The 24,969-nt window shown below is 27.3% G+C and carries 18 protein-coding genes; 14 read left to right on the forward strand and 4 right to left on the reverse strand.

The window, feature by feature from the left end; all coding sequences use genetic code 4:
• Position 1: 1 nt before the first annotated feature.
• A complete protein-coding gene (locus EMELA_RS00360) occupies positions 2–730 on the forward strand; it encodes a Fic family protein (RefSeq protein WP_028123972.1) in 729 nt (242 codons plus the stop codon).
• 158 nt (positions 731–888) lie between these two features.
• Here the strand turns inward: EMELA_RS00360 and EMELA_RS00365 are convergent, their stop codons facing one another.
• The 4 genes from EMELA_RS00365 to EMELA_RS00380 form a co-directional block, all read right to left on the reverse strand.
• Complete coding sequence (locus EMELA_RS00365) at positions 889–2,427, reverse strand: ABC-F family ATP-binding cassette domain-containing protein (protein ID WP_028123973.1); 1,539 nt, start codon at positions 2,425–2,427, stop codon at positions 889–891.
• A 67-nt stretch (positions 2,428–2,494) separates the two neighbouring features.
• On the reverse strand, positions 2,495–3,526 hold the full coding sequence (locus tag EMELA_RS04650; RefSeq protein ID WP_028123974.1) for a phosphatase PAP2 family protein: 1,032 nt from the start codon (positions 3,524–3,526) through the stop codon (positions 2,495–2,497).
• 88 nt (positions 3,527–3,614) lie between these two features.
• The gene (locus EMELA_RS00375) at positions 3,615–4,559 is read right to left on the reverse strand and encodes a 5'-3' exonuclease (protein ID WP_028123975.1); all 945 of its coding nucleotides are present in this window, start codon (positions 4,557–4,559) and stop codon (positions 3,615–3,617) included.
• Positions 4,560–4,617: 58 nt separating this feature from the next.
• Positions 4,618–5,178: an IMPACT family protein gene (locus tag EMELA_RS00380; RefSeq protein WP_028123976.1), complete on the reverse strand. Its 561-nt coding sequence runs from the start codon at positions 5,176–5,178 to the stop codon at positions 4,618–4,620.
• A gap of 78 nt (positions 5,179–5,256) precedes the next feature.
• Here EMELA_RS00380 and secA point away from each other — a divergent pair, with 78 nt between their 5' ends.
• The 13 genes from secA (at position 5,257) to EMELA_RS00445 (ending at position 24,967) form a co-directional block, all read left to right on the forward strand.
• Entirely contained in the window at positions 5,257–8,088 is a 2,832-nt protein-coding gene (gene secA, locus EMELA_RS00385) for a preprotein translocase subunit SecA (RefSeq protein ID WP_028123977.1), read from the forward strand.
• Positions 8,089–8,157: 69 nt separating this feature from the next.
• Positions 8,158–10,161, forward strand: a complete 2,004-nt coding sequence (gene uvrB, locus EMELA_RS00390; RefSeq protein ID WP_028123978.1) for an excinuclease ABC subunit UvrB — start codon at positions 8,158–8,160, stop codon at positions 10,159–10,161.
• Positions 10,158–13,010 carry an excinuclease ABC subunit UvrA gene (uvrA, locus tag EMELA_RS00395; RefSeq protein WP_028123979.1) on the forward strand — a complete coding sequence of 951 codons (2,853 nt, stop codon included), beginning with the start codon at positions 10,158–10,160 and terminating at the stop codon, positions 13,008–13,010. Before uvrB ends, uvrA begins: the two co-directional genes overlap by 4 nt.
• Positions 12,994–14,100 (forward strand): bifunctional folylpolyglutamate synthase/dihydrofolate synthase, encoded by a 1,107-nt coding sequence (locus EMELA_RS00400; RefSeq protein ID WP_028123980.1) that lies wholly within the window; start codon positions 12,994–12,996, stop codon positions 14,098–14,100. Before uvrA ends, EMELA_RS00400 begins: the two co-directional genes overlap by 17 nt.
• A gap of 14 nt (positions 14,101–14,114) precedes the next feature.
• Positions 14,115–14,789 (forward strand): folate family ECF transporter S component, encoded by a 675-nt coding sequence (locus EMELA_RS00405; protein WP_034971105.1) that lies wholly within the window; start codon positions 14,115–14,117, stop codon positions 14,787–14,789.
• A gap of 86 nt (positions 14,790–14,875) precedes the next feature.
• Positions 14,876–15,808 (forward strand): HPr(Ser) kinase/phosphatase, encoded by a 933-nt coding sequence (hprK, locus tag EMELA_RS00410; protein ID WP_028123982.1) that lies wholly within the window; start codon positions 14,876–14,878, stop codon positions 15,806–15,808.
• A 7-nt stretch (positions 15,809–15,815) separates the two neighbouring features.
• Positions 15,816–17,411: a prolipoprotein diacylglyceryl transferase family protein gene (locus tag EMELA_RS00415; protein ID WP_028123983.1), complete on the forward strand. Its 1,596-nt coding sequence runs from the start codon at positions 15,816–15,818 to the stop codon at positions 17,409–17,411.
• Positions 17,395–18,330, forward strand: coding sequence for a thioredoxin-disulfide reductase (trxB, locus tag EMELA_RS00420; RefSeq protein ID WP_028123984.1), 936 nt, complete (start codon positions 17,395–17,397; stop codon positions 18,328–18,330). Before EMELA_RS00415 ends, trxB begins: the two co-directional genes overlap by 17 nt.
• Before the next feature lie 25 nt (positions 18,331–18,355).
• Complete coding sequence (locus EMELA_RS00425; RefSeq protein ID WP_084485281.1) at positions 18,356–19,738, forward strand: prolipoprotein diacylglyceryl transferase; 1,383 nt, start codon at positions 18,356–18,358, stop codon at positions 19,736–19,738.
• Between the two features lie 21 nt (positions 19,739–19,759).
• Positions 19,760–20,713 carry a DNA-binding protein WhiA gene (whiA, locus tag EMELA_RS00430; protein ID WP_028123986.1) on the forward strand — a complete coding sequence of 318 codons (954 nt, stop codon included), beginning with the start codon at positions 19,760–19,762 and terminating at the stop codon, positions 20,711–20,713.
• 77 nt (positions 20,714–20,790) lie between these two features.
• Positions 20,791–21,027, forward strand: coding sequence for a helix-turn-helix domain-containing protein (locus EMELA_RS00435; protein WP_034971106.1), 237 nt, complete (start codon positions 20,791–20,793; stop codon positions 21,025–21,027).
• A gap of 70 nt (positions 21,028–21,097) precedes the next feature.
• Positions 21,098–21,364 (forward strand): preprotein translocase subunit SecG, encoded by a 267-nt coding sequence (gene secG, locus EMELA_RS00440; RefSeq protein WP_100608941.1) that lies wholly within the window; start codon positions 21,098–21,100, stop codon positions 21,362–21,364.
• Positions 21,365–21,391: 27 nt separating this feature from the next.
• On the forward strand, positions 21,392–24,967 hold the full coding sequence (locus EMELA_RS00445; RefSeq protein ID WP_028123989.1) for an ABC transporter permease: 3,576 nt from the start codon (positions 21,392–21,394) through the stop codon (positions 24,965–24,967).
• Positions 24,968–24,969: the final 2 nt, after the last annotated feature.

Genomic DNA, 24,969 nt, shown 5'->3' on the forward strand with positions numbered 1-24,969 from the left:
AATGAAAAGTAAAGAAGACATCTACAGTGAAATATATAATAAGCATGTGTTTAGTTCTATACCAGAGAACAATGAAGGCTTTTGTTTAGAATTTTTTGAGTGAGAATTATTTGAATCTGAATACATTGCCAATATAGATAGTTTTAAAATTATTGAAATGATTGAAAAAGTTTCAAAAAAACTATTATTATTTGAAAATATAAATTTAAATCTTAATAAAGATTTTGATGAATTTGAAATGATGATCATAAGTAATATGTCAAAAGCTGCTTCAAAAGTGATCTGAAATCTTTTTAAACCAAATAAACCTGTTTTTATAAAAGAACTTAATAAACTTATGACAGAAAATCAAGCCCTAGTTCCAGGATCTTTCAGAAACAAAAATATTTTTGTCAAAGGAGTTAAAAAAGAATTTAAATTCTTAAGTGAAGAGAGAATTGATGAAAAACTAAATAAACTTTTAAGCCAAGCTAATAACTCTGAAGAAATAGCATTACATCTACTATTATTTATAATTACACAGCAAGTTTTCTTCGACGGAAATAAAAGAACTGCATTTTTAATAGCTAATAAAATACTATTGGAAAACTTTTATAAATTTATTTTGTTAGACGAAACTAACATTGATAAGTTTAATTTACTACTAAATGACTTATATAATAATTTTAAATATGAAAAATATAATAATCTATTTAACTTTCTCAAAGAACAAATAAAAGACTTAAAATAGTTTAAGGATTCTAACTTAAGCTATTTTTTTATGCAAAAGATTTCTTTTAATAATTCTTAATCAAACAAAAGCAAAAAAAGACGCAATTTTGCATCTTTTATAATACCTTATTTAATACTTACTTTTTTGGTATCCCTATACTTCAAAGTGTCTTTTTTTTATCCTAATATATCTTCAAAGTCTAAAACTTTATCAGCTCATTGAGTTTCAAAGTTAATATCGTGGGTTGTTATTAAAACAGTACCCTCAAATTTTTTGATTGCATCTAATAATGATTCTTTGGCTAAAACGTCAATATGGTTTGTAGGCTCATCAAGAATTAATAAACTACTTGGTTCTAAACTTAAAGCAGCTAATCTTACTTTAGTTTGCTCTCCCCCAGAAAGATCTTTCATTTTATTCATCATTAATTCACTTTTTAAACCAAAGATTCCAATTTTTGCTCTAACTTCACCTGAAGTCATTTGTGGGTATCTAGTTAATAAGTAACTAACAGGTGTTTCATGTTCTTCAAAATCATCAATTTGGTGGAAGAAGTTAGTATATACTCCTTGACCAACTTCAAGATCGCCACTAATTTTTTCAATTTCACCTGCAATTGTTTTTAAGAAAGTTGTTTTACCAATTCCATTGTATCCTTTTACAATACATTTTTCACCTTCACGTAATTCAAATGTTAAAGGTTTTGTTAATGCAAAGTCATATCCAATTTCTAATTGCTCAGCTTTAACAATGACTGTAGAACTTGGTCTTTTATATTTAAAGTGTATGTTAGGTTTTGCATTTTCTTTTCTAACATCCATTACATCAATTTTTTCTAATTGCTTTTTTCTTGACTGTGCACTACGTGCAGTTGAGGCTCTAGCACCATTTTTAGCTATGTATTCTTTAAGTTTTGAGATCTGTCCTTGTTGAGCTTCGCGTGCTTTATCGTATTGCTCAGCTCTTAATGCAGAAAGTTCTACATATTTATCATAGTTACCAACGTATCTAACAATTTCTAAATTCTCAATTGCATAAATTACATTAACAATTTTATTAATAAAATCTCTGTCGTGAGAAACAACTAAAAATGCACTCTCATAATTTTGTAAGAAAGTAACCAATCATTCAACTTGTTCAACATCTAAAAAGTTTGTAGGCTCATCAAGTAAAATAAAGTCGTCATTTTTCAAAAGCAATTTAGCTAATAAAATTTTTCCTCTTTGTCCACCAGAAAGAAAACCTAATGGTCTTTTAACATTATCTGGTTTAATTCCTAAACCTGCTACTAAGTTTCCAATTTGTTTATCAATACTATCAAAACCTTTTATGTTTAGTTCGTCTTGCAAAGCTAATGCTTTAACAAGTTCTTCTTCTTTATATTTAATAGTCATGTTTTCATAAATTTGATGAATTTCAGCTTCCATATCAAAAAGATGTTTAAAGGCATCTTTTAAATAATCTTCTCCAGTAATAGTCATGTCGACTTCTTGGTGTTGATCAAGATAACCAATTTTAGCTTTTGGATGTCATTCAACATTTCCATGATCAGGAACAATTTTTTGAGCAATAATATTTAATAAAGTAGTTTTACCAGCACCGTTTGGACCTAAAAGAGCGACGTGCTCACCTTTGTTGATGCGCATGCCTGAATCTTCATATAATTTTTTACCACCATTTTGGTGTGTTATATTTTCTAACAATATTAAACTCATATTTTCTCCTTAAAAATAAATCTTTTTAATTTTATCAAAATAATAAAAATAAAAAAGGGACAAACCTTTATCTAAAATTTTTATTATGTTTTAAGTTATATTTTCCAACTATTTTATCTATTATAATTCCATTAACAATTAGCATTAATAATGAAACTGAAATTGTAAATGATGTATCAGTAATTCAATGTGTTCTTGAAATAATTTGTGTATATTGCATTACATTAATATGTAAAAACCAAAAGCCAATAAATAATCATTTATATCAATTTATTTGTCTATTCTTTTTTTCTCCTAAAAAGAAATAACCACTAAATAAAATTGCAAAACATGAATTCATATGCCCAGAAGGGAAATCCATGTTTCATCATCCTGGCTCACCAGTACCTAATGGTTTAAATAAACTTCGAATATTGCCAAAGAAATCATTGATTTGTCATCATTCTTTGTATGGAACAGATTCAACTACACCATCTTTATTAATGTATCCTCAGCTTCTGATTGTATGACCCGTTTGAATTCAATAATCTTTTCATTCTGTTTGTGTTTGATCAGAATTAAAAATGTTTACAAAATCTACACTATAAAAATAAGGTCTTCCAAAAGTAGGTTTCATTATTCAAACAACAACACTTGATAATAAATAAATTGTTATTGCTTTAATTGCATCAACTCTATATCCATTTTGAATTAAGTCAGTACGTTTAGAAAATTTAAATCTAAGATAATAAAATAATGCACCAAAACTAATTGATTCAATTATGAAAAGAGCAATTATAATGTATTGACGTTTCTTTTGACTGTCAAGGAACCAAACATTAACACCAGGCCCATATCCATCATCTCTATTTGGTGCATTAATAATGTCAATTAAGTTATAAGTTAATCAAACAACTAGTCATCCAAAATAATAAATAGTTAAAAATACTTTTCACTTTTTATTTTTGTCTGATGAAATGTAAGTTATTTCAATTATTACAGAAACAAATCCAAAAATAAAAACAACTGATTGTGTCATTCCAAGTTCTTCATAAATTCAAACAATAATTTTTATTGTGTAATTATCCATTCCTTTTGCGAATCACGTGTTGATTTGCATATCAAAAAAACTTCCTACAATAAACAAGGAAATTGATAATAAAAAGAAAGAAATTAACAGTGTTTTTAAAGTTAGGTAGCTCTTATTCTTAGTTTGAAACATGTTTTTCAGTAACCTTTTTGTTTAGAGAAGTATGCTTTGATTCTGCTGCCATTTTTTCAACATCAGGAACATAAGCTCATATTTTATGTTTCTTTAAAAACTTACTTAATCCATATCAGTTAATTCTTGTGGGTTTTAAATTAATTCTTCCAATAGGAAGACGATCTTGAATTTTAGTTATTTTTTTATTAACTAAAATTAATTCTTTACTTTCATTTAATCGCTTTGCAACGTTTTTCTTTACTTCATCAATATGTTCAAAAATTGTATCAATGTCTTCATATTTTTTCAATAAATCAAGTGCTTGAGCATAGTGAAGATATCTAACACCTTTGATGTTGTCACTTGTATCACCCATTAAAGCTTTAATATCAGCTACTTGGCTTGGATAACATCCAAACTTTTCAAAAACTTTTTCTGCATCAACAATAATATGTTCATCATCTTTACTTGCATTAGTAATAACTTTTGTATTTTCACCAACTAATTGGAAGATATCCTTGTCATTTGACAAGATATGTACTTCATAATCAAGTTTTGTAGCTATTCTGTTAATAGTTCCGATAATATCATCTGCCTCATATCGTGGCATTTCATATCAAGGAATGTTTGCGGCACTTAAAAATTCCCTCACAATTTGTTTTTGAGGTATTAAATTTTCAGGTGTCTCTTTTCTTTTTGCTTTGTATTCTGGATATAATTCTCGACGTCAACAACCTTCGTCCATGTCTAAAGTAACAATGATACTGTAGTAGTTATTTTTCTTTACTAATTGATTAATTTTTGCAACAAAGGTGTAAATTGCATTAATTGGCACACCTTCTCGATTTATTGCTAATTTTTTTCTCTTAAGAGTTCCATAGTAACCCTTATGTAGCAAATGATATCCATCGATAATTAATATCGTGCGTTTTTCATTTAATGTATTCATTTTTCTAAATCCTTACAAGGAAATTATAACATTAACATGTTATTGAATAAAACTAAATTTAATTTAGTAAATGTTTAATTTCTTCAATGTCATCTTTTTTAGCATTTATTGTAAATAAACAGGTTGTTTCATTAAAGTTTTTGTTTAAAATTTCTATATTATTTTTGTTTAAGAAAAACTCAATTTCTTTAATGTTAGATATGTAAAATTTAATATCCAAATTATTAATAATTTTAATATTTTCAAACTTTGTTATTTTTAAAATATTAGCAGCACTTGAAGTATAAGTTCTTGTCAAAGGTCCAGCACCCAATTTAATTCCACCAAAATATCTTTTAACAACAATACAAATATTTGTTAAATCATTTTTTTCAATAACATTAAAAATTGGTTTGCCAGCAGTTCCTTTTGGTTCACCATCATCACTATATCCACCAAAAATAGTGTTAGTTCCAATTTTATATCCATAACAATTATGTCTTGCATCAGATAGAGAAATTTCATTTAAAAAAAGGTCAAGTTCTGCTTTTGAATTAACTTGTTTTACTGTACAAATAAATTTGGATTTCTTTATTTCTGTAGTTTGTGAATAAACTATTTTACTTTTTATTGTTTTCAAAGTCCATTTCTCCTTTACTAAATAGATTATAATCATTATAATAATTAAAGTTAAAAATTTAATTTAATAGGAGGCAAAATGGCATCAGACAAAAGTTTACTTCGAATGTATGGAAAATACGCGAACGAAATTCTTTCATTAGAATCAGAAATGAAAAAACTTAAAAATGAAGATTTTGCGATCAAAACTCAAGAATTTAAAGACAGAATTGCTAATGGTGAAAATATTGATGACTTGCTTGTTGAAGCATATGCATTAGCCAGAGAAGCAGCAAACCGTGTTTTAGGTTTAAATGCCTATAAAGTTCAATTAGTTGGAGCAATTATTCTTCACTTTGGTGATATAGCAGAAATGAAAACTGGGGAAGGTAAAACTTTAACAGGATTATTCTCTGCATACTTAAACAGTTTATCAGGTAAAGGTGTTCACATCGTTACTGTCAACGAATACTTATCAAGACGTGACTCTGAAATAAATGGTCAAGTTTTTGACATGTTAGGAATAACAGTTGGATTAAATGGCACAAGAATGCCAAAACACTTAAAAAGAAGTGCATATTTAGCTGATGTTACATATACAACTAATGCTGAATTAGGTTTTGATTATTTAAGAGATAACATGGTTGTTGATAAAGAGCATAAAGTGCAAAGAGGCTTAAACTATGCAATTATTGATGAGGCTGACTCAGTACTTATTGATGAGGCTAGAACTCCATTAATTATTTCTGGAGGATCATCTTCAAGAATTAATTTATATAAAGCTGCAGATGAATTTGCACAAAAAGTTAATGAAAAAGAAGATATTGATATTGATTTAGAAACAAAACAAGTTTATTTAACAGAAACAGGAATGAAAAAAGCGAAAGACTTTTTTTCATTGGAAAACTTATTCGCTTTAGAAAATACTGAAATTTTTCACTTAATCTTGAATGCATTAAAAGCGCACTTTACATTTAAAGAAGGTGTTGAATATACAGTTGTGACTGGTGAAGTTGAGTTAATTGACCAATTTACAGGAAGAATTTTAAAAGGTCGTGCTTATTCTGATGGATTACAACAAGCAATTCAAGCAAAAGAAAAAGTTGAAATTGAAGAAGAAACAACAACATTAGCAACAATTACCTACCAAAACTTCTATCGTTTATATGCAAAACTATCAGGTATGACAGGAACTGCTAAAACTGAAGAAGAAGAATTTATTAAAATTTATAATACAAGAGTTGTTGTTTGTCCAACTAATAGACCAGTTATTAGAAAAGATGAACCAGATTATACTTTTGGTACAAAACATGCAGCACTTAAAAAGTTAATTCATGATATTAAAGTTGTAAATAAAATTGGTAATCCAATCTTGATCGGTACTACTAGTGTTGAGTCATCAGAACAAATTGCTAGATACTTAGAAAAAGCTGGATTACATTTTGAAATGATTAATGCTAAGAACCACGATCGAGAAGCTGATATTGTTGCTCAAGCAGGTCAATTAAAAGCAATTACATTAGCAACTAACATGGCTGGGCGTGGAACAGATATTAAATTAAGTAAAGAAGTAAAAGAACTTGGTGGTTTATTTGTATTTGGTGTAGAACGAAATGAAGCTAGACGTATTGATAATCAATTACGAGGAAGAAGTGGTCGTCAAGGAGATCCAGGAACATCAAGATTCTATATTTCAATGGAAGATGATTTAATGATTCGTTTTGCCTCACCAAGAGCAAGAAAAAGCTTCTTAAGTTTAGGTGATGAACATATTAAATCTAAGTTCTTTACTAGAGCTGTTACAAATGCTCAGAAAAAATTAGAAGGATTAAATTTTGATCAACGTAAAAACGTTTTAGACTATGACAACATTTTAGCTCAACAACGTGAAGCAATGTATAAACAACGTGATTCAATCTTAGATGCTGAAAACTTGAAAATAGTTATCAAGAAATTCCAAATTACAGTTGCATACGAATTAATTGAAGAAAATTCAGAAATTGTGCATGGTGAAAAAACACTTAACGCAGAAAAACTATTAAACGCAATTGATGGAAAATTTGTAGCACACAAACGATTTGTAGCAAAAGATTTCTATAATAAAGAAAAAATGAATTTAGCAGTGCAAATTGCTGAAGCGATGTTAGAATTCTATAAAGCAAGAGTTATTGATATTCCTGAAGATGTAGTTTTACAAATGGAAAGAAAAAATGTTTTATCTTCATTTGATAAATACTGAACAAGACATATCGATATTGCTTCAAAATTAAAAGTTGGTATTTATTTACAACAATATGCCCAAAATAACCCGTTAGCAGTTTATGTTGAACAAGCAACAGAATTATTTAATAAAACAAAAATTTATATTGCATCAGAAGTTGTTGATATTCTATCAAAAATTATTTTAAAAGATCCAGAACAAGTAGTTGAACCTCAAAAAATTGAAATCACTGATCAAATCATTGATGATATTTTAGAAACAACAGGATTAACAAAAGCAAACATTAATAACCAAGATATTAATGCTAAATTTGATGAATTAATTAGTCAAACTAATGATCAAAATCAAATTAAAAAATTATCTATTCAACGTGATATTATGTTAGGACTTGTAATTGAAATTCAAAAACGTAGAGAAAACTCAGGAAATCAAACAGTAAATTTAGGTAAAGATGAAATTGATGAAATGCTTAAATTATTAAACATTGATGATATTGGTAATGCTACAAGAGAAGAAATTCTTAACAAGGTCGAAGAAAAACTAAAAACATGTGAAAATGATGAACAAAGAAATATTGTTAATATTGCCAAAGAAGTAATAATAGCATTACATGAACAAATTGAATTAATTAAAAAAGATGCAAGTTCTTTGAAATCAGTTATTGACGATGATAAAGACGGTGGAGAAATTGCGAAAGTAAGAATTGGTTAGAACTAAACACTAGAATAAACTCTAGTGTTTTAGTCATTATAAAAATTTAGGAGAGATAGGAGGGAAAAAATGAAATATATAAGTGATAAAAAGTTTGAACTAAAAAGTAATTTTCAACCTGATGGAGATCAACCAAAAGCAATTGAAAAATTATTAAAAGGTTTAAAAGAAAATAAAAAACATCAAGTTTTATTAGGTGCAACCGGAACTGGTAAAACTTTTACAATGGCAAATATTATTAAAGAAATTAATAAGCCAACATTGGTTTTAGCACATAATAAAACATTAGCAATGCAACTTTATTATGAGTTAATGGAATTCTTCCCAAATAACAGAGTTGAATACTATGTTTCAAATTTCGATTTTTTCCAACCAGAAGCATATAAACCGGCAACAGATTTATATATTAATAAAGATGCGAGAATTAACATGGAATTAGACATGTTAAGAATGAGCGCAATGAATGCATTGTCTATTGAAAATGACACAATTGTTGTAGCATCAGTTGCAGCAATTTATCCAGCTCAAGATCCTGTCCAATATGCATCAAGTTTCTTTGAATTAAAAGTAGGGCAAAAGTTTTCAAAAAGACAATTGTTAACTTATTTAGTTAAAACAGGATATACAAGAAATGATATAGAAAATGCACCAGGAACATTTAGTGTAAAAGGTGATGTAATTAAAGTGGTACCAGGATGATCTTTATCAGCAATGTATCGTTTTTCACTATTTGATGAGCATATTGAAATGATTGATATGTTAAATATTGTAACTGGAGCTTTAATTGAAAGAATTTCAACAGTTACAATTTATCCAGCGCAAGCTTATATAACTCCAGAAGATAAATTAAAACAAGCATGCTTAAACATTAGAGAAGAATTAACAGTAAGAGTTAATGAGTTTAAAGAAGAAGGTAAGCTATTAGAAGCCGAAAGACTAGATCAACGTACAAGATATGATTTAGAAAGCTTAGAAGAATTTGGTTTTTGTAGTGGAATTGAAAATTATTCAGCGCATTTAGATTTTAGAGCGTCAGGAGAAACACCTTATTCATTACTTGATTACTTTAAAGGTGATTTTTTAACAATTATTGATGAGTCACACATTATGGTTCCACAAGTAAGAGGTATGTATAATACTGATCATAGTAGAAAACAAACACTTGTTGAATATGGATTTAGATTACCATCAGCTTTAGATAATAGACCATTAAACTTTGAAGAGTTCACAGGTAAATTACAACAAGTTATTTATACATCAGCAACACCTGGTGATTATGAACTTGATCTTGTTAATAATGAAGTAGTAGAACAAATCATTAGACCTACAGGATTATTAGATCCAGTGATTGAAGTTAAACAAACTGAAGGGCAAATTGAAGATATCATTGAACAAATTCACCAACGAAGAAAGGTTAATGAAAAAGTATTTATTACAACTTTAACAATTAGAATGAGTGAAGATTTAACAAGTTATTTACAAGAAAGAAACATTAAAGTTGCATATCTACACTCAGAATTAAAAACACTTGAAAGAAGTGAAATTTTAAACGACTTAAGACGCGGAATTTATGATGCAGTTGTTGGAGTTAACTTATTACGTGAAGGTTTAGACTTACCAGAAGTTAGTTTAGTTTGTGTATTAGACGCAGACAAACAAGGATTCTTAAGAAATACAAAATCATTGATTCAAACTGCGGGTAGAGCAGCTAGAAATGCTAATGGTAAAGTAATCTTTTATGCTGATACTATTTCAACAGCAATGCAAGAAGCAATAAATGAAACAAACCGTAGACGCTCAATTCAAGAAGCATATAACAAAGAACATAATATTACACCAGTAACAATTAGCAAAAAAATTAATCAATCAACATTGACTGAAGCAACAAGAAAAGAACTTGATAATATTAAAAAACAAAAAACTGCTAAAGGTAAAAAACAAGCATATCAAAAAACAATTGATGATATCAGAGCAGAAATGATTCAAGCGGCAAAGGATTTAGATTTTGAAAAAGCTGCTGTTTTAAGAGACACAATAATTGAGTTAGAAGCTAAAAAGAACGAGGTAAAATAATGGAAAATAAAATAGTAATAAAAGGCGCTAGAGAAAATAATTTAAAAAATGTTGATCTAGAAATTCCTAAAAATAAATTAGTTGTTTTCACTGGATTAAGTGGTAGTGGTAAATCATCATTAGCTTTTTCAACAATTTATGCTGAAGGTAGAAGAAGATATATTGAATCATTATCAGCATATGCTAGACAATTTTTAGGTGGAAATGAAAAACCTGATGTTGACTCAATTGAGGGATTAAGTCCAGCTATTTCAATTGATCAAAAAACAACATCACATAACCCACGTTCAACTGTTGGTACAGTAACAGAAATATATGATTATTTAAGATTATTGTATGCAAGAGTAGGAACACCATATTGTATTAATGGGCATGGACAAATTCATGCAGCAACAATTAAAGAAATTATTAATAATATTAAAAATACCACACAAGATAATGAACAAGTTTATGTTTTATCTCCAGTTGTTAGAGACAAAAAAGGAAGTCACAAAGATTTATTTGTTAAATTATTAGCTGAAGGATTCATTAGGGTTTTAATTAATGGTGAAGTTAAAATGCTTGAAGAAGAAATTTTGCTTAATAAAAACTTAAGACATAATATCGATATTGTTGTTGATCGTTTGATTTATCATAATGATGATGAAATACATTCAAGACTATTTTCAGCTATTGAAATTGCACTACAATATTCAAATGGTTTAGTAAAAATCAAATATCCAGAAACAAAAAATAAAGAAGATAACTTATTCTCAAACTCATACTCATGTAATGTTTGTGGATTTAATATTCCAGAATTAGAACCAAGACTATTTTCATTTAATGCGCCTTTAGGAGCTTGTGGAGATTGTGATGGTTTAGGAGTTAGATTGGTATCAGATCCAGAATTAATTATTCCTGATAAATCATTATCAATTAATCAAGGAGGAGTTTTATATTTTAAAAATCTTATAAATACTGATAACTTAGAATGGCAAAAATTTAAAACTCTTTGTGATTACTATTATATTGATATGAACTTACCAATTGAGCAATTAACTAATAAACAAATTAAAGCTATTTTAAAAGGTAGTGAAGAACAAATTGAAATTAAGTTACTAAGTACTAGTGGAAGAAGATATGATTCATATGATTTTGTTGAAGGAGTAGCTGAGTTAATTCAAAGAAGATATTTTGAAACTAAATCTGAAGAAGTTAGAAAATGATTTACAAAATTTATGTCATCAAGTACTTGTCAATCATGTGAAGGAGCAAGATTAAATCCAACAGCATTATCAATTAAAATTGCTGATAAAAACATTTTTGACTTTACTAAAATGAGTATTCAAGCTGAATTAGAATTTATTTTAAATGTTAATTTAACTCAAACGCAAGCTCAAATTGCAAATCTAGTTTTAACTGAAATCACAAATAGAATTAGTTTTTTAAATGAAGTTGGTTTAGGTTATTTAGATTTAGCAAGAACAGCTACAACATTATCTGGTGGGGAAGCACAGAGAATTAGACTAGCAAAACAAATTGGTAGTCAATTAACAGGAATTTTATATGTACTTGATGAACCATCAATTGGATTACACCAAAGAGATAACGATAAATTAATTAAAACTCTAAAACACTTACGTGATTTAGGAAATACATTAATTGTTGTTGAACACGATGAAGATACAATGAAAACAGCTGATTGAATTGTTGATGTTGGCCCACGAGCTGGAGAACATGGTGGAGAAATTACTTTTAGTGGAACATATGATCAGATTTTAAAATCAGATACTATTACAGGAAGATATTTATCAGGTAAAGAAACTATTTCAGTTCCTAAAAAACGCAGAGTTGGAAACGGACAAAAAATTGATATTGTAGGGGCTAGAGAAAATAACCTTAAAAATATTAATGTAAGCATACCTTTAAATAAATTTATTGCTATAACTGGAGTTAGTGGTAGTGGTAAATCAACATTACTTGAAGATATTATTTATAAAGGGATTAAAAAGAACTTAGCAAAAGAAACAATCATAACTGGTAAATTCAGTAAAATGAATGGATTAGAAAATATTGATAAAGTTATTTTTATTTCACAAGAACCAATTGGTAAGACACCAAGATCAAACCCAGCAACTTATACTAGTGTATTTGATGATATTAGAGATTTATTTACAAACTTGCCAGAAGCTAAAATTAGAGGATACAAAAAAGGTAGATTCTCATTTAACGTTCCAGGTGGAAGATGTGAACATTGTTATGGTGACGGAGTTATTACAATTTCAATGCAATTTATGCCAAGTGTAGAAGTTGTTTGTGAAATTTGTGAAGGAAAAAGATATAACGATGAAACTTTACAAGTTAAATTTAAAGAAAAAACAATTGCAGATGTTTTAAATATGACAGTTGAAAGTGCAGCAGCCTTTTTTGAAAATATTCCAAGTATTAAAGATAAATTAGACACAATTTTAGAAGTTGGTTTAGGTTATATTAGATTAGGTCAATCTGCTACAACATTATCTGGTGGAGAAGCTCAAAGAATTAAACTATCTACATACTTACTAAAAAAACAAACTGGTAAAACTATGTTTTTATTAGATGAACCAACAACTGGTTTACACATTGATGATGTAAAAAGATTAGTTCACGTTTTAAATAAATTAGTTGATTTAGGAAATACAGTAGTTGCAATTGAACATAACTTAGATTTCATTAAAGTAGCTGATCACGTGATTGATTTAGGTCCGGAAGGTGGAATTGGTGGAGGTCTAATTGTTGCAGTAGGAACACCTGAACAAGTAGCTGATACTAAAGGTTCATACACTGGAGCTTACTTAAAAGGATATCTATATAATGATTTCAGTAAATAATTATTTAATTCCGATTCAACAAAGATTTCAAAAAGAATATAACTTAGGTAAAGTTTTAAAACTATTAAATAATATTGAAAAAGAAATTCCAATTATTAACGTAGTTGGAACAAATGGAAAAGGAAGTACTTCTTTTTTCTTATCGCATGGATTAAAAACAAAATATAAAAAAGTAGGTTTGTTTATTTCACCAGCATTTTTATATCATAATGAAAGAATTCAGATTAATAATGAGCCAATCAGTGATGATAATTTATATAAATACATTGCAAGAATTGAAACTTATATTAAAGAATATAATTTAACATTTTTTGAAATTTGAACTTTAATCGCAATTTTATATTTTTACGATAATAAAGTTGATATAGCAGTAATTGAAGCAGGAATTGGTGGAATCAAAGATTCAACTAACTTATTTTCAAATCAAATTGCTGCATTACTAACTTCAGTTTCTTTTGATCACACTGAAATATTGGGTAACTCAATCGAAGAAATCATTTATCAAAAAGTTAATATTGTTAAAGATAATTCATTTTTAATTGTAAGTAATGATAATGAACAATATATGAATGTTATTACAAAATCACTGCACCAAAATGCAAAAACATTTTTGGCTGATAAATATCAAGATGAACAAATCGAATATCAAAAAGGTAATAAAGGGCTTGTTAAATTTATTCTTGAAAGGTTAAAGATTACAGATTTTTCTTGTTTAAAACTTAAACCAATGACAGGAAGATTTACAGAACTTAACTATAAAAATAAACAAATTATTATTGATGGTGCACATAATGTTGATGGAATTAATGCACTTATTAGTAGTGTTAAAAATAAAGATGACTGAAATATTTTATATGGAGCAATTGAAGGAAAAGAACATGATAAAATATTAAAAGTTTTAGATGAAAATTTTAAAAATGTTAACATAACTAATTTTGATTTTAATAAAGCTTGAGACATTAATAATATTAATCACTCAAATAAAGTAGATGATTGAAAAGAGTTTATTGAAGCTTCTGATAAAAACTTAATTATTTGTGGAAGTTTGTATTTTATCCCTCAAGTCTTTACATATTTAACTAAAAAATAAAAGGAGGGCATTGCATGCTGTTTTGAACAACAAATATTATTGCTGCTGCACTTATCATTGCCATGTTTTTTATCGGAATGTTAATTGATAAAATACATGCTAAAAAATTCACAGTTAAAAACATTGCATTATTAGGTTTAATAGTTGCTTTAAGTATCATTCTTACTAATGTTATTGGATATTCTAGTGTTTTTGGTTTTAGAATAATGATTGGTAACTTTATGATATTTTTTGCAGGTATGGTTTTTGGTCCACTTGGTGGAATTATGGCTGGTTTTTGTTCAGATTTAGTTGGATCAATGATCAATATATCAGGTATGTTTCATTTTGGTTTTATGTTTGCCAAAGTGTTTATTGGCTTTTGTGGTGCCATGGTATTTATTTTTAAAAAAAATAATTTATGATTTGCAAAAATGATTTTCTTTTTAATATTCAGTTTAGCTATAACAAGTTTTTTAATTACACCAATTTGTTTAGTAGCTAGTGGATTTGGCAGTTTGGCAGGTATTAATTTTGTTAAAAAAACAATTATTTTACCTATTGAACTAGTAATTTTTATTCCAAGTATTTATGCTTGTTTAAAAATATCCAGCATATTATTAAGAAGTGAAATTCAACAACCCTCACAACCATGATTTTTAAGACATGGACAACTAAACTTTATAATTAAAAAAAGTGCGAAAGAATAATTTGACTTTTTATGTTATTTAAATACTAATCATTATTTAGCAAACAAATATAGTAAAATTATAATAATAAAAAAGGAGCTAAGTAAATGAGTAAATTAACTATCAAAGAATTAGTAAAAAAATTTAATTTTGAAATTATTGCAGGTGCAGATTACATGGATAATGAAATTACTGTGTATGGTTTAAACCGTGCAGGTTTAGAGCTAACTGGATATTTCAATGAAAAAGAAGATAAAAAACACAAGCGTGCTATTTTAATGTCATCAAAAGAAAATAATTTTATGTCACAATTTTCAGATATTGAAGCATGTGAAAAGTATAAAAACTTAATTAAAATGGGAGCACCAGTAATTATTATTACTCAAAAATTTACTGATGAAAGATTAAACAAAGTTGCAAAAGAATTGAACTTTCCTTTATTAAAAATTAACTATCCATCAACAAGTGAACTAACTCAAAAAATATTAGATATGTATGATTTATATTTCGCTCCAACTATTGAAGTTCATTCAACATTAATGAATATATTTGGAAAAGGAGTTTTAATCTTTGGTCAATCAGGAATTGGTAAATCAGAGGTTTCATTAGAATTAATGAAAAAGAATCACTTATTTATTGGAGATGACAGAATCATTGTTTCAAATAGAAATAGTGAATTATTTGGTAAATCACACCCATTACTTCAAAATTTAATTGAAGTAAGAGGAATTGGAATTATTGATATTTCAAAAGTTCAAGGACAACAATTAATCATGCCAGAAACAAAAATTCATATGGTGATTGAATTATTCAAATTCCAAGAAGGTGGAATTGACAATACTGACAGATTAGGAAACGAATGAACTCAAAAAGATTTCTTAGGACTAAAAATTCCTTACTTAAGAGTTCCAGTTAGTGCTGGACGTAACTTAGCAAATATTATTGAAGCTGCTGTTGGGCAATTGAAAGTTAATGAAAGTTCTGATGCACAAGACATTATTGAATTATTAGCAAAAAGAAGCAATGAATTAACAGAATAGAGGAAACATGTGAAACAAATACGAGGATTTTTACAGATGAATAAATACTTCGAATAAAACACCTGAAGACATCCGTCTTCTTTTTGGTCTTGTTCCTGCATATCCTGTATTTATGTTTTTAGGTATTTGTTTAGTAATACTAATTACTGTAATACAAATGAATAAAAGAAAAATTACATTAAGAGAGTTAGAAATTGGAATTGTTATAATTATTCCACTTGGTATTATCGGTGGTACTTTTTTTGGAAAGATATTTTTACCAAATTATCAAAACTGGTCAAACTTTTATAAAGCATTTTACTTTTGACAACCAGGTATGTCATTCTTTGGTGCAATAGGTTTAGGTTCAGTTGCTGGATTTGGTTGATTTTACAAAAGAAGTAAGACAACTCAAATTTCAATGTGAGTTTATTTAGATTTGATACTGGTGAATATTTTATTAGGACATGCACTTGGTAGGTGGGGGAATTTATATAATCAAGAAATTTTAGGACATGCAGTTAGTTATGAGAGTATTTCATGATTACCAAGTTTTATCAGAAACAGATTATTTTATTTCCCATCGTTAGTAAATTTTACTGATAGTGCAGGAAATTCACTTTATGCAGATCCAACATGATGAATAAGAATGTTTTATTCTGATGGTTCTTTAAATCCTGTTTATACACAACAATGATCATACAATGGACAAACATTATATGATGTAATGAGAAGCTCAATTCAATATAGAGTCCCATTATTTTTAATTGAAGGATTAGGTAATGTTTTATTATGATTATTAATTACTTTTGGAGTTAGAAATATTAATAGATTTGCTAACAGAAAAAATAATCCATGAAAACTTGAACCAGAAGCATATCCTTGTTTATGAAATCCAAAATATAAAACTATTTCAGAAGACAAATTAAAAGATTGATATACATTAGCACCTGTAAAATATAGAAAAGTTAAAAAACAAACTGAAAATGGTGAAACATATGAGTTAACCATGAGTTTAAGAAGTGTATGAAATAAGGCTTATTATTGGGTTGAGCCTAATTATGAAGCAAATCAAAATTTGTATGCTCAAATTGAAGAATGAAAAAATGATTTATATAATACAACGCTAAAATATCAAAATGATAAAAAACAATTAAAAGTTAAATTGCAAAAACTAAAAATTGATTTTGATAAAAAACTTAAATTTACTAAACAAAATTTACAAGAGCAATTAAAAGTTGAATACAAACAAAATGTTGCTTTAGAAAAAATGAAGATTAAAGAAAAAAAACAAGAACTTAGTGCAAAATTTGCATTTGATGAAAGGTATTTAAACATAAATCCGTTTAGTAGAAAATTAGAACAAGCTAATAATCCAAATAACTTTATAGTTACTAGATGTGGTGTGTCTGCTGGTTGATATGTGCTTGGTTATGGTATACTAAGAACAATATTAGAAACACAAAGACAAGCAACAGAATACATGATTCAAAATCATGTAGTAGCAAACTTTTTGGTTTTAAGTTTAATAATACTAACAGGAATAATGATTATTGTAATAACTCAATTTGTTAGTCCATATAGATGAAGGGAAGTAGGATGATTATATGAAAAAACATACTAATGAAAATTTAAAAGACATATTAATTATTGGTGGTGGTCCTGCTGGATTAACTGCAGGTGTTTATGCTGCTAGAGCTGGAATGAAAACTATCATTTTAGAAAAAGAAGCACCAGGAGGAAAAATGGTTAAAACAGATACAATCGAAAACTACCCAGGATTTGATAGTATTAAAGGTCCTGATCTTGCTTTAAAAATGTATATGCAAGTAATTAACTTAGGTGCTGAATTTGTTTATGATGAAGTAATTAAAATTGAAAAAAACGAAGAAACATTTACAGTAACAACAAGAAATGGTCAAACAATTGAAGCATTAAGTGTAATTGTTGCAACTGGAACATTAGAAAATAAATTAGGTATTCCTGGAGAAGATCAATTGTATGGTAAAGGTGTAAGTTATTGTGCAGTTTGTGATGGTGCATTCCACAAAGGAAATCCTGTTGTAATTGTTGGGGGAGGATACTCAGCAGTTGAAGAAGGAATTTATTTAAGTAAATTTGTAAGTAAATTATATGTTGTTGTTAGAAAAGATCACTTTAGAGTTGATCCTGTAACATTATCAAAATTAGAACAATTAGATAATGTTGAATTTATTATGAACACAGTTGTTAAGAAAGTAAACGGAGCAGAAAAAGTTGAATCTGTTGAAATTGAAAACGCTTTAACAAAAGAAACTAAGACTTTAAATGTAACTGGTCTATTTCCATACATTGGTGCAACACCAGTAACTCAATTTTTAGAAAACTTAAATTTAAATAAGAGTGAAGGTTATTTAACAGGAGATGCTAAATTAAAATCTAATGTTAAGGGATTATTTATTGCAGGGGATGTTAGAGAGGTTCCATTAAGACAAATAGCAATTGCTGCTGGAGATGGAGCTTTAGCAGGTCAAATGGCAGTAAACTATGTACAAGAATTGTAGTTATCTTTAGGAAAGGAGAACAACTATGAAATTTAAAAAATTTAAATTAAAGAAAATTGATTTCAATTTTAAACAAGATAAGATTAAATGAATTTCAATCAGTCTATGGTCATTGTTTTTTATTGTAGTCATTATTCTATTTGCCGTTTTTTGATCAACAACAAATGTTAATTGAAATCAAGGAAATAGCTTTACTGATCCAGTCAAATGAGGTGGAGTTAAAGATTCATATGGTGGAATAAGAATATATCCAATGGCTATGACATTGGGTATGTTAGTTGCCATATTATTTTCATTGTATAAATTTTGAAAAAAAGGTTTAAGTGTTGTTGAATTATCTATTGCTATTGCGATATGTATACCTGCATCACTTTTAGGTGCAAGTTTCTTTGGCAAATTAAATGCACAAGGATCTGGTGTTAACGCTGGTGAAGTTGGATTTTGAGGTCTTTTTGCCTTTTGAGAAGGTGGAATGGCAATTCACGGTGGAGTTTATGGTGGGCTGTTAGCTGGATTAATTCTTTTCTATTTTGTAGGAAGAAGAACAAAAACATCAATGCTAGTTTATGCTGATGCAATAGTTCCAAACATTTTATTAGGTCAAGCAATTGGTAGATGAGGAAACTTCTTTAATCATGAAGTAATGGGAGCACCAGTCGGTGTTATTGCTGCAAAAGGTACTTGGGGTTCTTTAACTGATCTTAAATGAGAAAATGTTCAGAATGTTTTAAACTTACCAAAATGAATTACAAGAAACCTTGTTGTTAAAGCAAAATTTGACATTGAAAAATTTGGAATTTCACAAGGTGACTTAGTTCAATTATCACCAATATTTTTATATGAATCATTAAGTTTATTAGCTGCATGATTTATCATAACTTTTGTAATTCCAAATATAACTAAATGAATAAGTAAAAAACCTTGAAATGTTGAACAAGGAAAATATAACTATAGTTTATCATTCTCAATCAAACAATGATTTATGCCTTGAAAAGAATCAACTGATGAAATTCAATCAGCAAGAGACATATGAAATCTTGCATATTTAAGAAATATTGATGAAAAAGCTAAGCAAGAATATATCAAAAGTTTAGAAATTGATAGACAAAAATACTTAAAACCAAAAGAAATTAATAAAGCAAATGGTCTAAATAACTATATTTCGACAAAAGCAGGAGTAGAATTTTTTGCATATTTCTTCGCTTGAAACTTCGTTAGATTTTTCTTAGAACTAAGTAGACCTGATGATCATTTATTCATTATGTACGATAAAACATTGTCATTAACATTGATTTTATTATCAGCTTTAATAGGATTAATTGGGATGGTTGCTTCTCAATATTGGTTACCAAATTTAATTAGAAAAAATGGATACTTATACGAAAAAGAATACTTTTCATTAAATTAAAATAGTAAAGGAAGTGAAATTATGTCGTTTGCATTAACAGTTAAAGAAGAAATAATTTCTCATACTTTTGACGATGAATTAGGCAAAAGTTTTTTAGCCGGATTTATTAAATATAATGGTGACTTCATTTGAAGTTCAGGAAGTGAAAAATTAAAGTTATCATCAATAAGTAATAAAATTGCAAGAAGTATTTTTTGATTATGTAAAAAGAATTTTGATGGTTATATTGAAATTTCTGTTTCACAAACTCAAACACTAAAACAAAACAAAACATATCAAATTACATTAGTTGGTAGAATCTTAAACTTTTTAAAATCTTTAAATATATGAGATGAAAATAACATGAAAATTATTGAGTTTAAACCTTTAAAAGAACAAAAGAATAAAGAAGAATTAACAAAATTAAAACGTGCTTATATGGCAGGGGTTTTTGTAGCTGTAGGTTCAGTTAATTCACCTCAAACAACTAACTATCATTTAGAACTTCAATTTAAAGAAGAAGACTCTGGTAATTACATTGCTCAACTAATGAATAAATATGACTTTGATTTTAAAGTATTAAAACGAAATGATAAATTGTTTATTTGCTATATTAAAAAGGCAATTATGGTTTCAGATTTCTTAAAATTTATTGATGCTTATCAAGGTGTTATGAATTTTGAAAATGAAAGAATTATGAGAGACGTTTATAATAATGTTAATAGAGTAAATAACATAGATATTTCAAATGAGAAAAAAACTTTATCTGCAGGTTTAAAACAAATTGATCAAATTAGTAAGATTCAAGCAAACCTTGCAAAAAAGCGCCTTTCAGATAAAGCTACTTATCTTTGCGAGCTTAGAATTCAAAATCCAAATGCCTCATATGCTGAGCTAACTGAACTGATGAATGAGAACGGTTATGACATAACAAAATCAGGTGTTAGCAATTTATTTAAAATAATTGAAAAATTAAGTCTAGAATTTAAAAGTTAGTAAGTATTGGACATAATCATTTTTTAATGTTTTAATTAAGTTAGGAAAAAGGCGGAAGGAAAAAGGCGAAAAGAAAAATGAGAAAATATGAAAACGAAAATGCATTGCTTTTAATAGTTGCTGGAAATTTAAAAAGAATCAGACAATCTAAAAAGCTAAACCAAGAAGAACTTGGTTTCAGATGTGGCATTTCAAAAAATTATATTTCTGATTTCGAAAGAGGTCGAAGAAATATAACAATTAAGGTTTTTCAAAAAATAGTTGAAGGATTAGAAATTCAACCTGAAGAATTGCTAAAAACCCACTCTAAATAGTGGGTTTTATAGTATTAAAATCTAAAATGTAGTAATATTAAATATAATATAAATGAAAGGAAATATAACTATGAGTTCATCAACAGCACAAATAATGGTTTTAGTAGTTGAAATAGTAGCAATGATTGTTTCAATTATAATGATTTTAATTGGTATATTTCAAAATAAAAATTCTCAAAGTGGATTAAGTGCACTTAATGGGGGAAACGACGAGTTATTCTCAAATTCAAAAGAACGTGGTTTAGATAAAACCTTATCAAACTGAATGATGACTTTAGGAATAATTTTCTTTATCGTAGCATTAGCAGTATGTATAATAACTAACATTTACCTTTAATAGCCTATACAAAGGAGTGAAGTTGAAATGAAACTTCGATTAATTTTAAAACAGTCATGAAAAGATTATAAAAATAAAAGTATTCTGTACTTTGTTTTTGTAATGTTTTTAACTATCATTTTAGGTCTTATTATTGGTATTTTGGCGTTCATTTCATATGCACAACTTAATTATGATCAGGCCCATCAAACAAAATATGCTGGTCAAGTATACATAAGAAACAATATTGCAAGTGAAAGAAACAAAGATGAAATTTTAGAACAAAGAGCCATTGTAGATAAAGATGGAAAACTTAAGCAATATATAATTGATAATTTAAATCCTAAAACTGTAAAGAAAATAAATAATTATTTTTCATCAGCAGATATTGAAATAATAGTTAATGATTATATAGATATTTTAGGTAAATTCTTTAATGGAAATATTAAGACATTGAAAAACACCAGTAAAGAAGTTATCAGTACATTATCTGATCAATATAATACAAATAGTAATCTTATAGTAGATATTAATAAAGATCTTTATTGAAATTTGCCAGCCGTTTCAAGCGAATTAATGCTTATATATTTTTATGACACTTTAAAAGCAGATCATCAATTATGATTTAATCCAATTTTCTCAGATTTTAAGGATAAATTCAACAACTACTTAGTTGCTTACCTTGCACCAACTTATAGGGATAATGTAAAAAGTGATGAAGAATATAACAAACATCGAGAATTTCATGAAAGTAGTGCAAGCAATTTCCACATTTATGAGGAGAAGAAGACCGCAGAATTTAGTGAAGAAGACCAACAAATGATATATGCCGGTCAATATCTTTATGCTACGCCAAAATACTTAACAATTAATAATTTAAAAGTTGGAGAGAAAATTGAAGTTTTTTATAATGACAAAAGTTACAGTATGTTAATTAAAGGAACAATGATAACTCCATATACAACAGCAATGAATTATAATCAAGGTCTATTTACTATAAGCGCTAAAGGCTTTGCTTATCTTTCAGAGAATAAAAAAACCTATGATGAAAATGATCTTAGATTAAATAATCAAAGACTTCTTTTTACTGAAGAAGGAAATAATTGAGCAAAAACGGGTCATATAATTAATGAAGAAATAAATAAGCATTTTAAGTATTCAAAAGCTTATGGTAATAATAATCAATTATTGCCAGATAGATTAGAAGTTATTTGAAGTCCTTCATTTTTAGAAGATGTTTATTGAAACACTTATAAATTATTAGCGAAAATATTAGGCCTTGTGATAATTGGTTTATTAATTCTTATTTTTATAGTTTTTTACTTTATGTGTGAAAACTTTTTAAGACAACAAAAAGAATCATTTTACAATTTAAAAGCAATGGGTGTAAATAATTTTGTGCTTACTTTATTATCATCGTTTTCGGCAATAATTCCTATTTTCATTTCATTAATATTATCCTTATTTGTTGCAGTACCGATTAGCCGAATGCTAGCGACTTCAGTTTCAACTGCTTACTCTTTTGATTGACCACCAATTTTATTTACATGAAAGCTGCTAATATATATCTTTTTAATCATTTTATGTATTTTTACTATTTTTATGTTTAATAATTTTATTGTTTTAAATGGTAAAAAATCTAAAATTGATAAGTTTAAAGAAAGTAAAAAACCTTCTAAATTTATAATGATGAACAAAAAAATGCTTACTCCGCTTCCAAGTAGAACAAGAATAGGTTTATCATTTGCTTTAACAAATGTAGCAAAAAATATTTATTGTTTAATTATTCTTTCATTAGTTTTTACAGTGATTCTATTTACATTCCAATTTAACGTTTCAGTAAATAATTCAGCAAACTCAATGATTAGTTTTGCTAATCCTGATATATCGATTAAGTATCAAAGTAGTTCATGGGATTTAAAAACTATTTATGATGAAGAAGGAAATGTACAAGAATATCAACATGCATATGATCAAATAAACAAATATGATGATTTAAATAAACTTTTTGTTGTTGATAACCTTGATAAATTTATTGACATGGCCATTTATACATCACTTAATGCCAATATAATTGAAACTAGTAAAAATAATATTTCTAACTATATGATAAGTGGAGATTATATTTATAAATTAGCAACCTCTATTACTAGTGAAGCAGAGTTAAAAGAAATAATTAATAAGAATGTTATACCAAGAATTGACAATCTAGTGATTAAAGATGTTGCTAAAAAATGATTAACTAATTCTGACAACCAAACTTTAATGTGAAATTACTACAAACTATTCCAAGATAAAATTAAAAGTATGAAAGCTAGTCTTCATCAACTAGACATTGATGAAAAATCAATTTTTCCAATTAATGTATTATTTGGTAAAACAGTAATTATACCTGGAGAAAAAAACTATTGAAGTTCAGGAGTATCTTTTTCAAGTATCTCAACTAATAACGATTTAGCAAATGCAACTTCAGTATCAGCAAGTAGAAAACAACATCAAAATTCATTTGGATCAAATAAACTAAATAATTTTTATAGCGAATCAACAATTACAAAAATAAAATTGGTTAATGGAAACGAGGTTTCAGGTTTAAAAATTCAAGTAGCTCAACCATTAGCAAATAGATATAGATTGCGTGTTGGAGATACAATGTTTATGAGTGTAAATTCACTTAAAACAAATGAAATTGCAGATGTTAAAATACCAATAGTAATCTCTGGGTTTATGTCTAATGATTTAGTTACACAGAATGTTTATTTTGAAAAAACAGATTATTTTAGAGTTCTTAAAGAAACCTTAAAAAATAAAATTCTACATTTTAATACAACTAATGTTAAAGAAGAAACAAAAAATCCTTTATCACTAGGTCCTGCATGAACAAGTTATATAAAATTTTTAGATGACACTATTGAAAAATCAGATACATTAGGAAGCAATGATAATCTTGTTTTAAATAACTCTCAATTTTCAAAAGAAGATATTCCTGTAAACTTAAGATATTTAACTTTACCAAAAGTTTCAAATGACTTAGTACTTAACAAAATATCTGAATCACAAAGTATTAAAAGTGTTGAAAATGAAAGAACTGATATTTTAAGTTATTGAGATAACATTGACGGACCAAATGATTTCTGAAAATCAAAAAATGGTAAATATATTAATTCACTTTCAAATGACTTATATAACTATAGATTAATAAAAGAAGCTATTTTACTTAAAGCTGCACCATTCCAAAATATTATGAGAACTTTAGACCAAGCACTTGTAGGTATTGTGTTGTCAATTTCGTTAGTAATAATTACACTAATTCTATTTGAAAATAAAAATACAATTATATTATTTAAATCACTTGGTTATAAAACTAGAGAAATTAATAAATACTTAATTACAGGGTATGTACTTTCAGGAATAGTAGCATTAATTTTTGCACTTGTAGCAAATAATTTTATGATCAGTTATTTATCACAAACAATTTATGATGCTGTTGGTATATCACTGGTATATGTTCTAAGTTCTTCATATATTTTATATGGAGTAATATTAACAGCGTCATTCATACTGTTGATCCTTGGTTCAATTAAAATATATACAAGAAGACAAAACCCAAAAGAAGTAATTAAATAAGA

The sequence above is a fragment of the Mesoplasma melaleucae genome, assembly GCF_002804105.1.
Classification (GTDB): Bacteria; Bacillota_I; Bacilli_A; order Mycoplasmatales; family Mycoplasmataceae; genus Mesoplasma; species Mesoplasma melaleucae.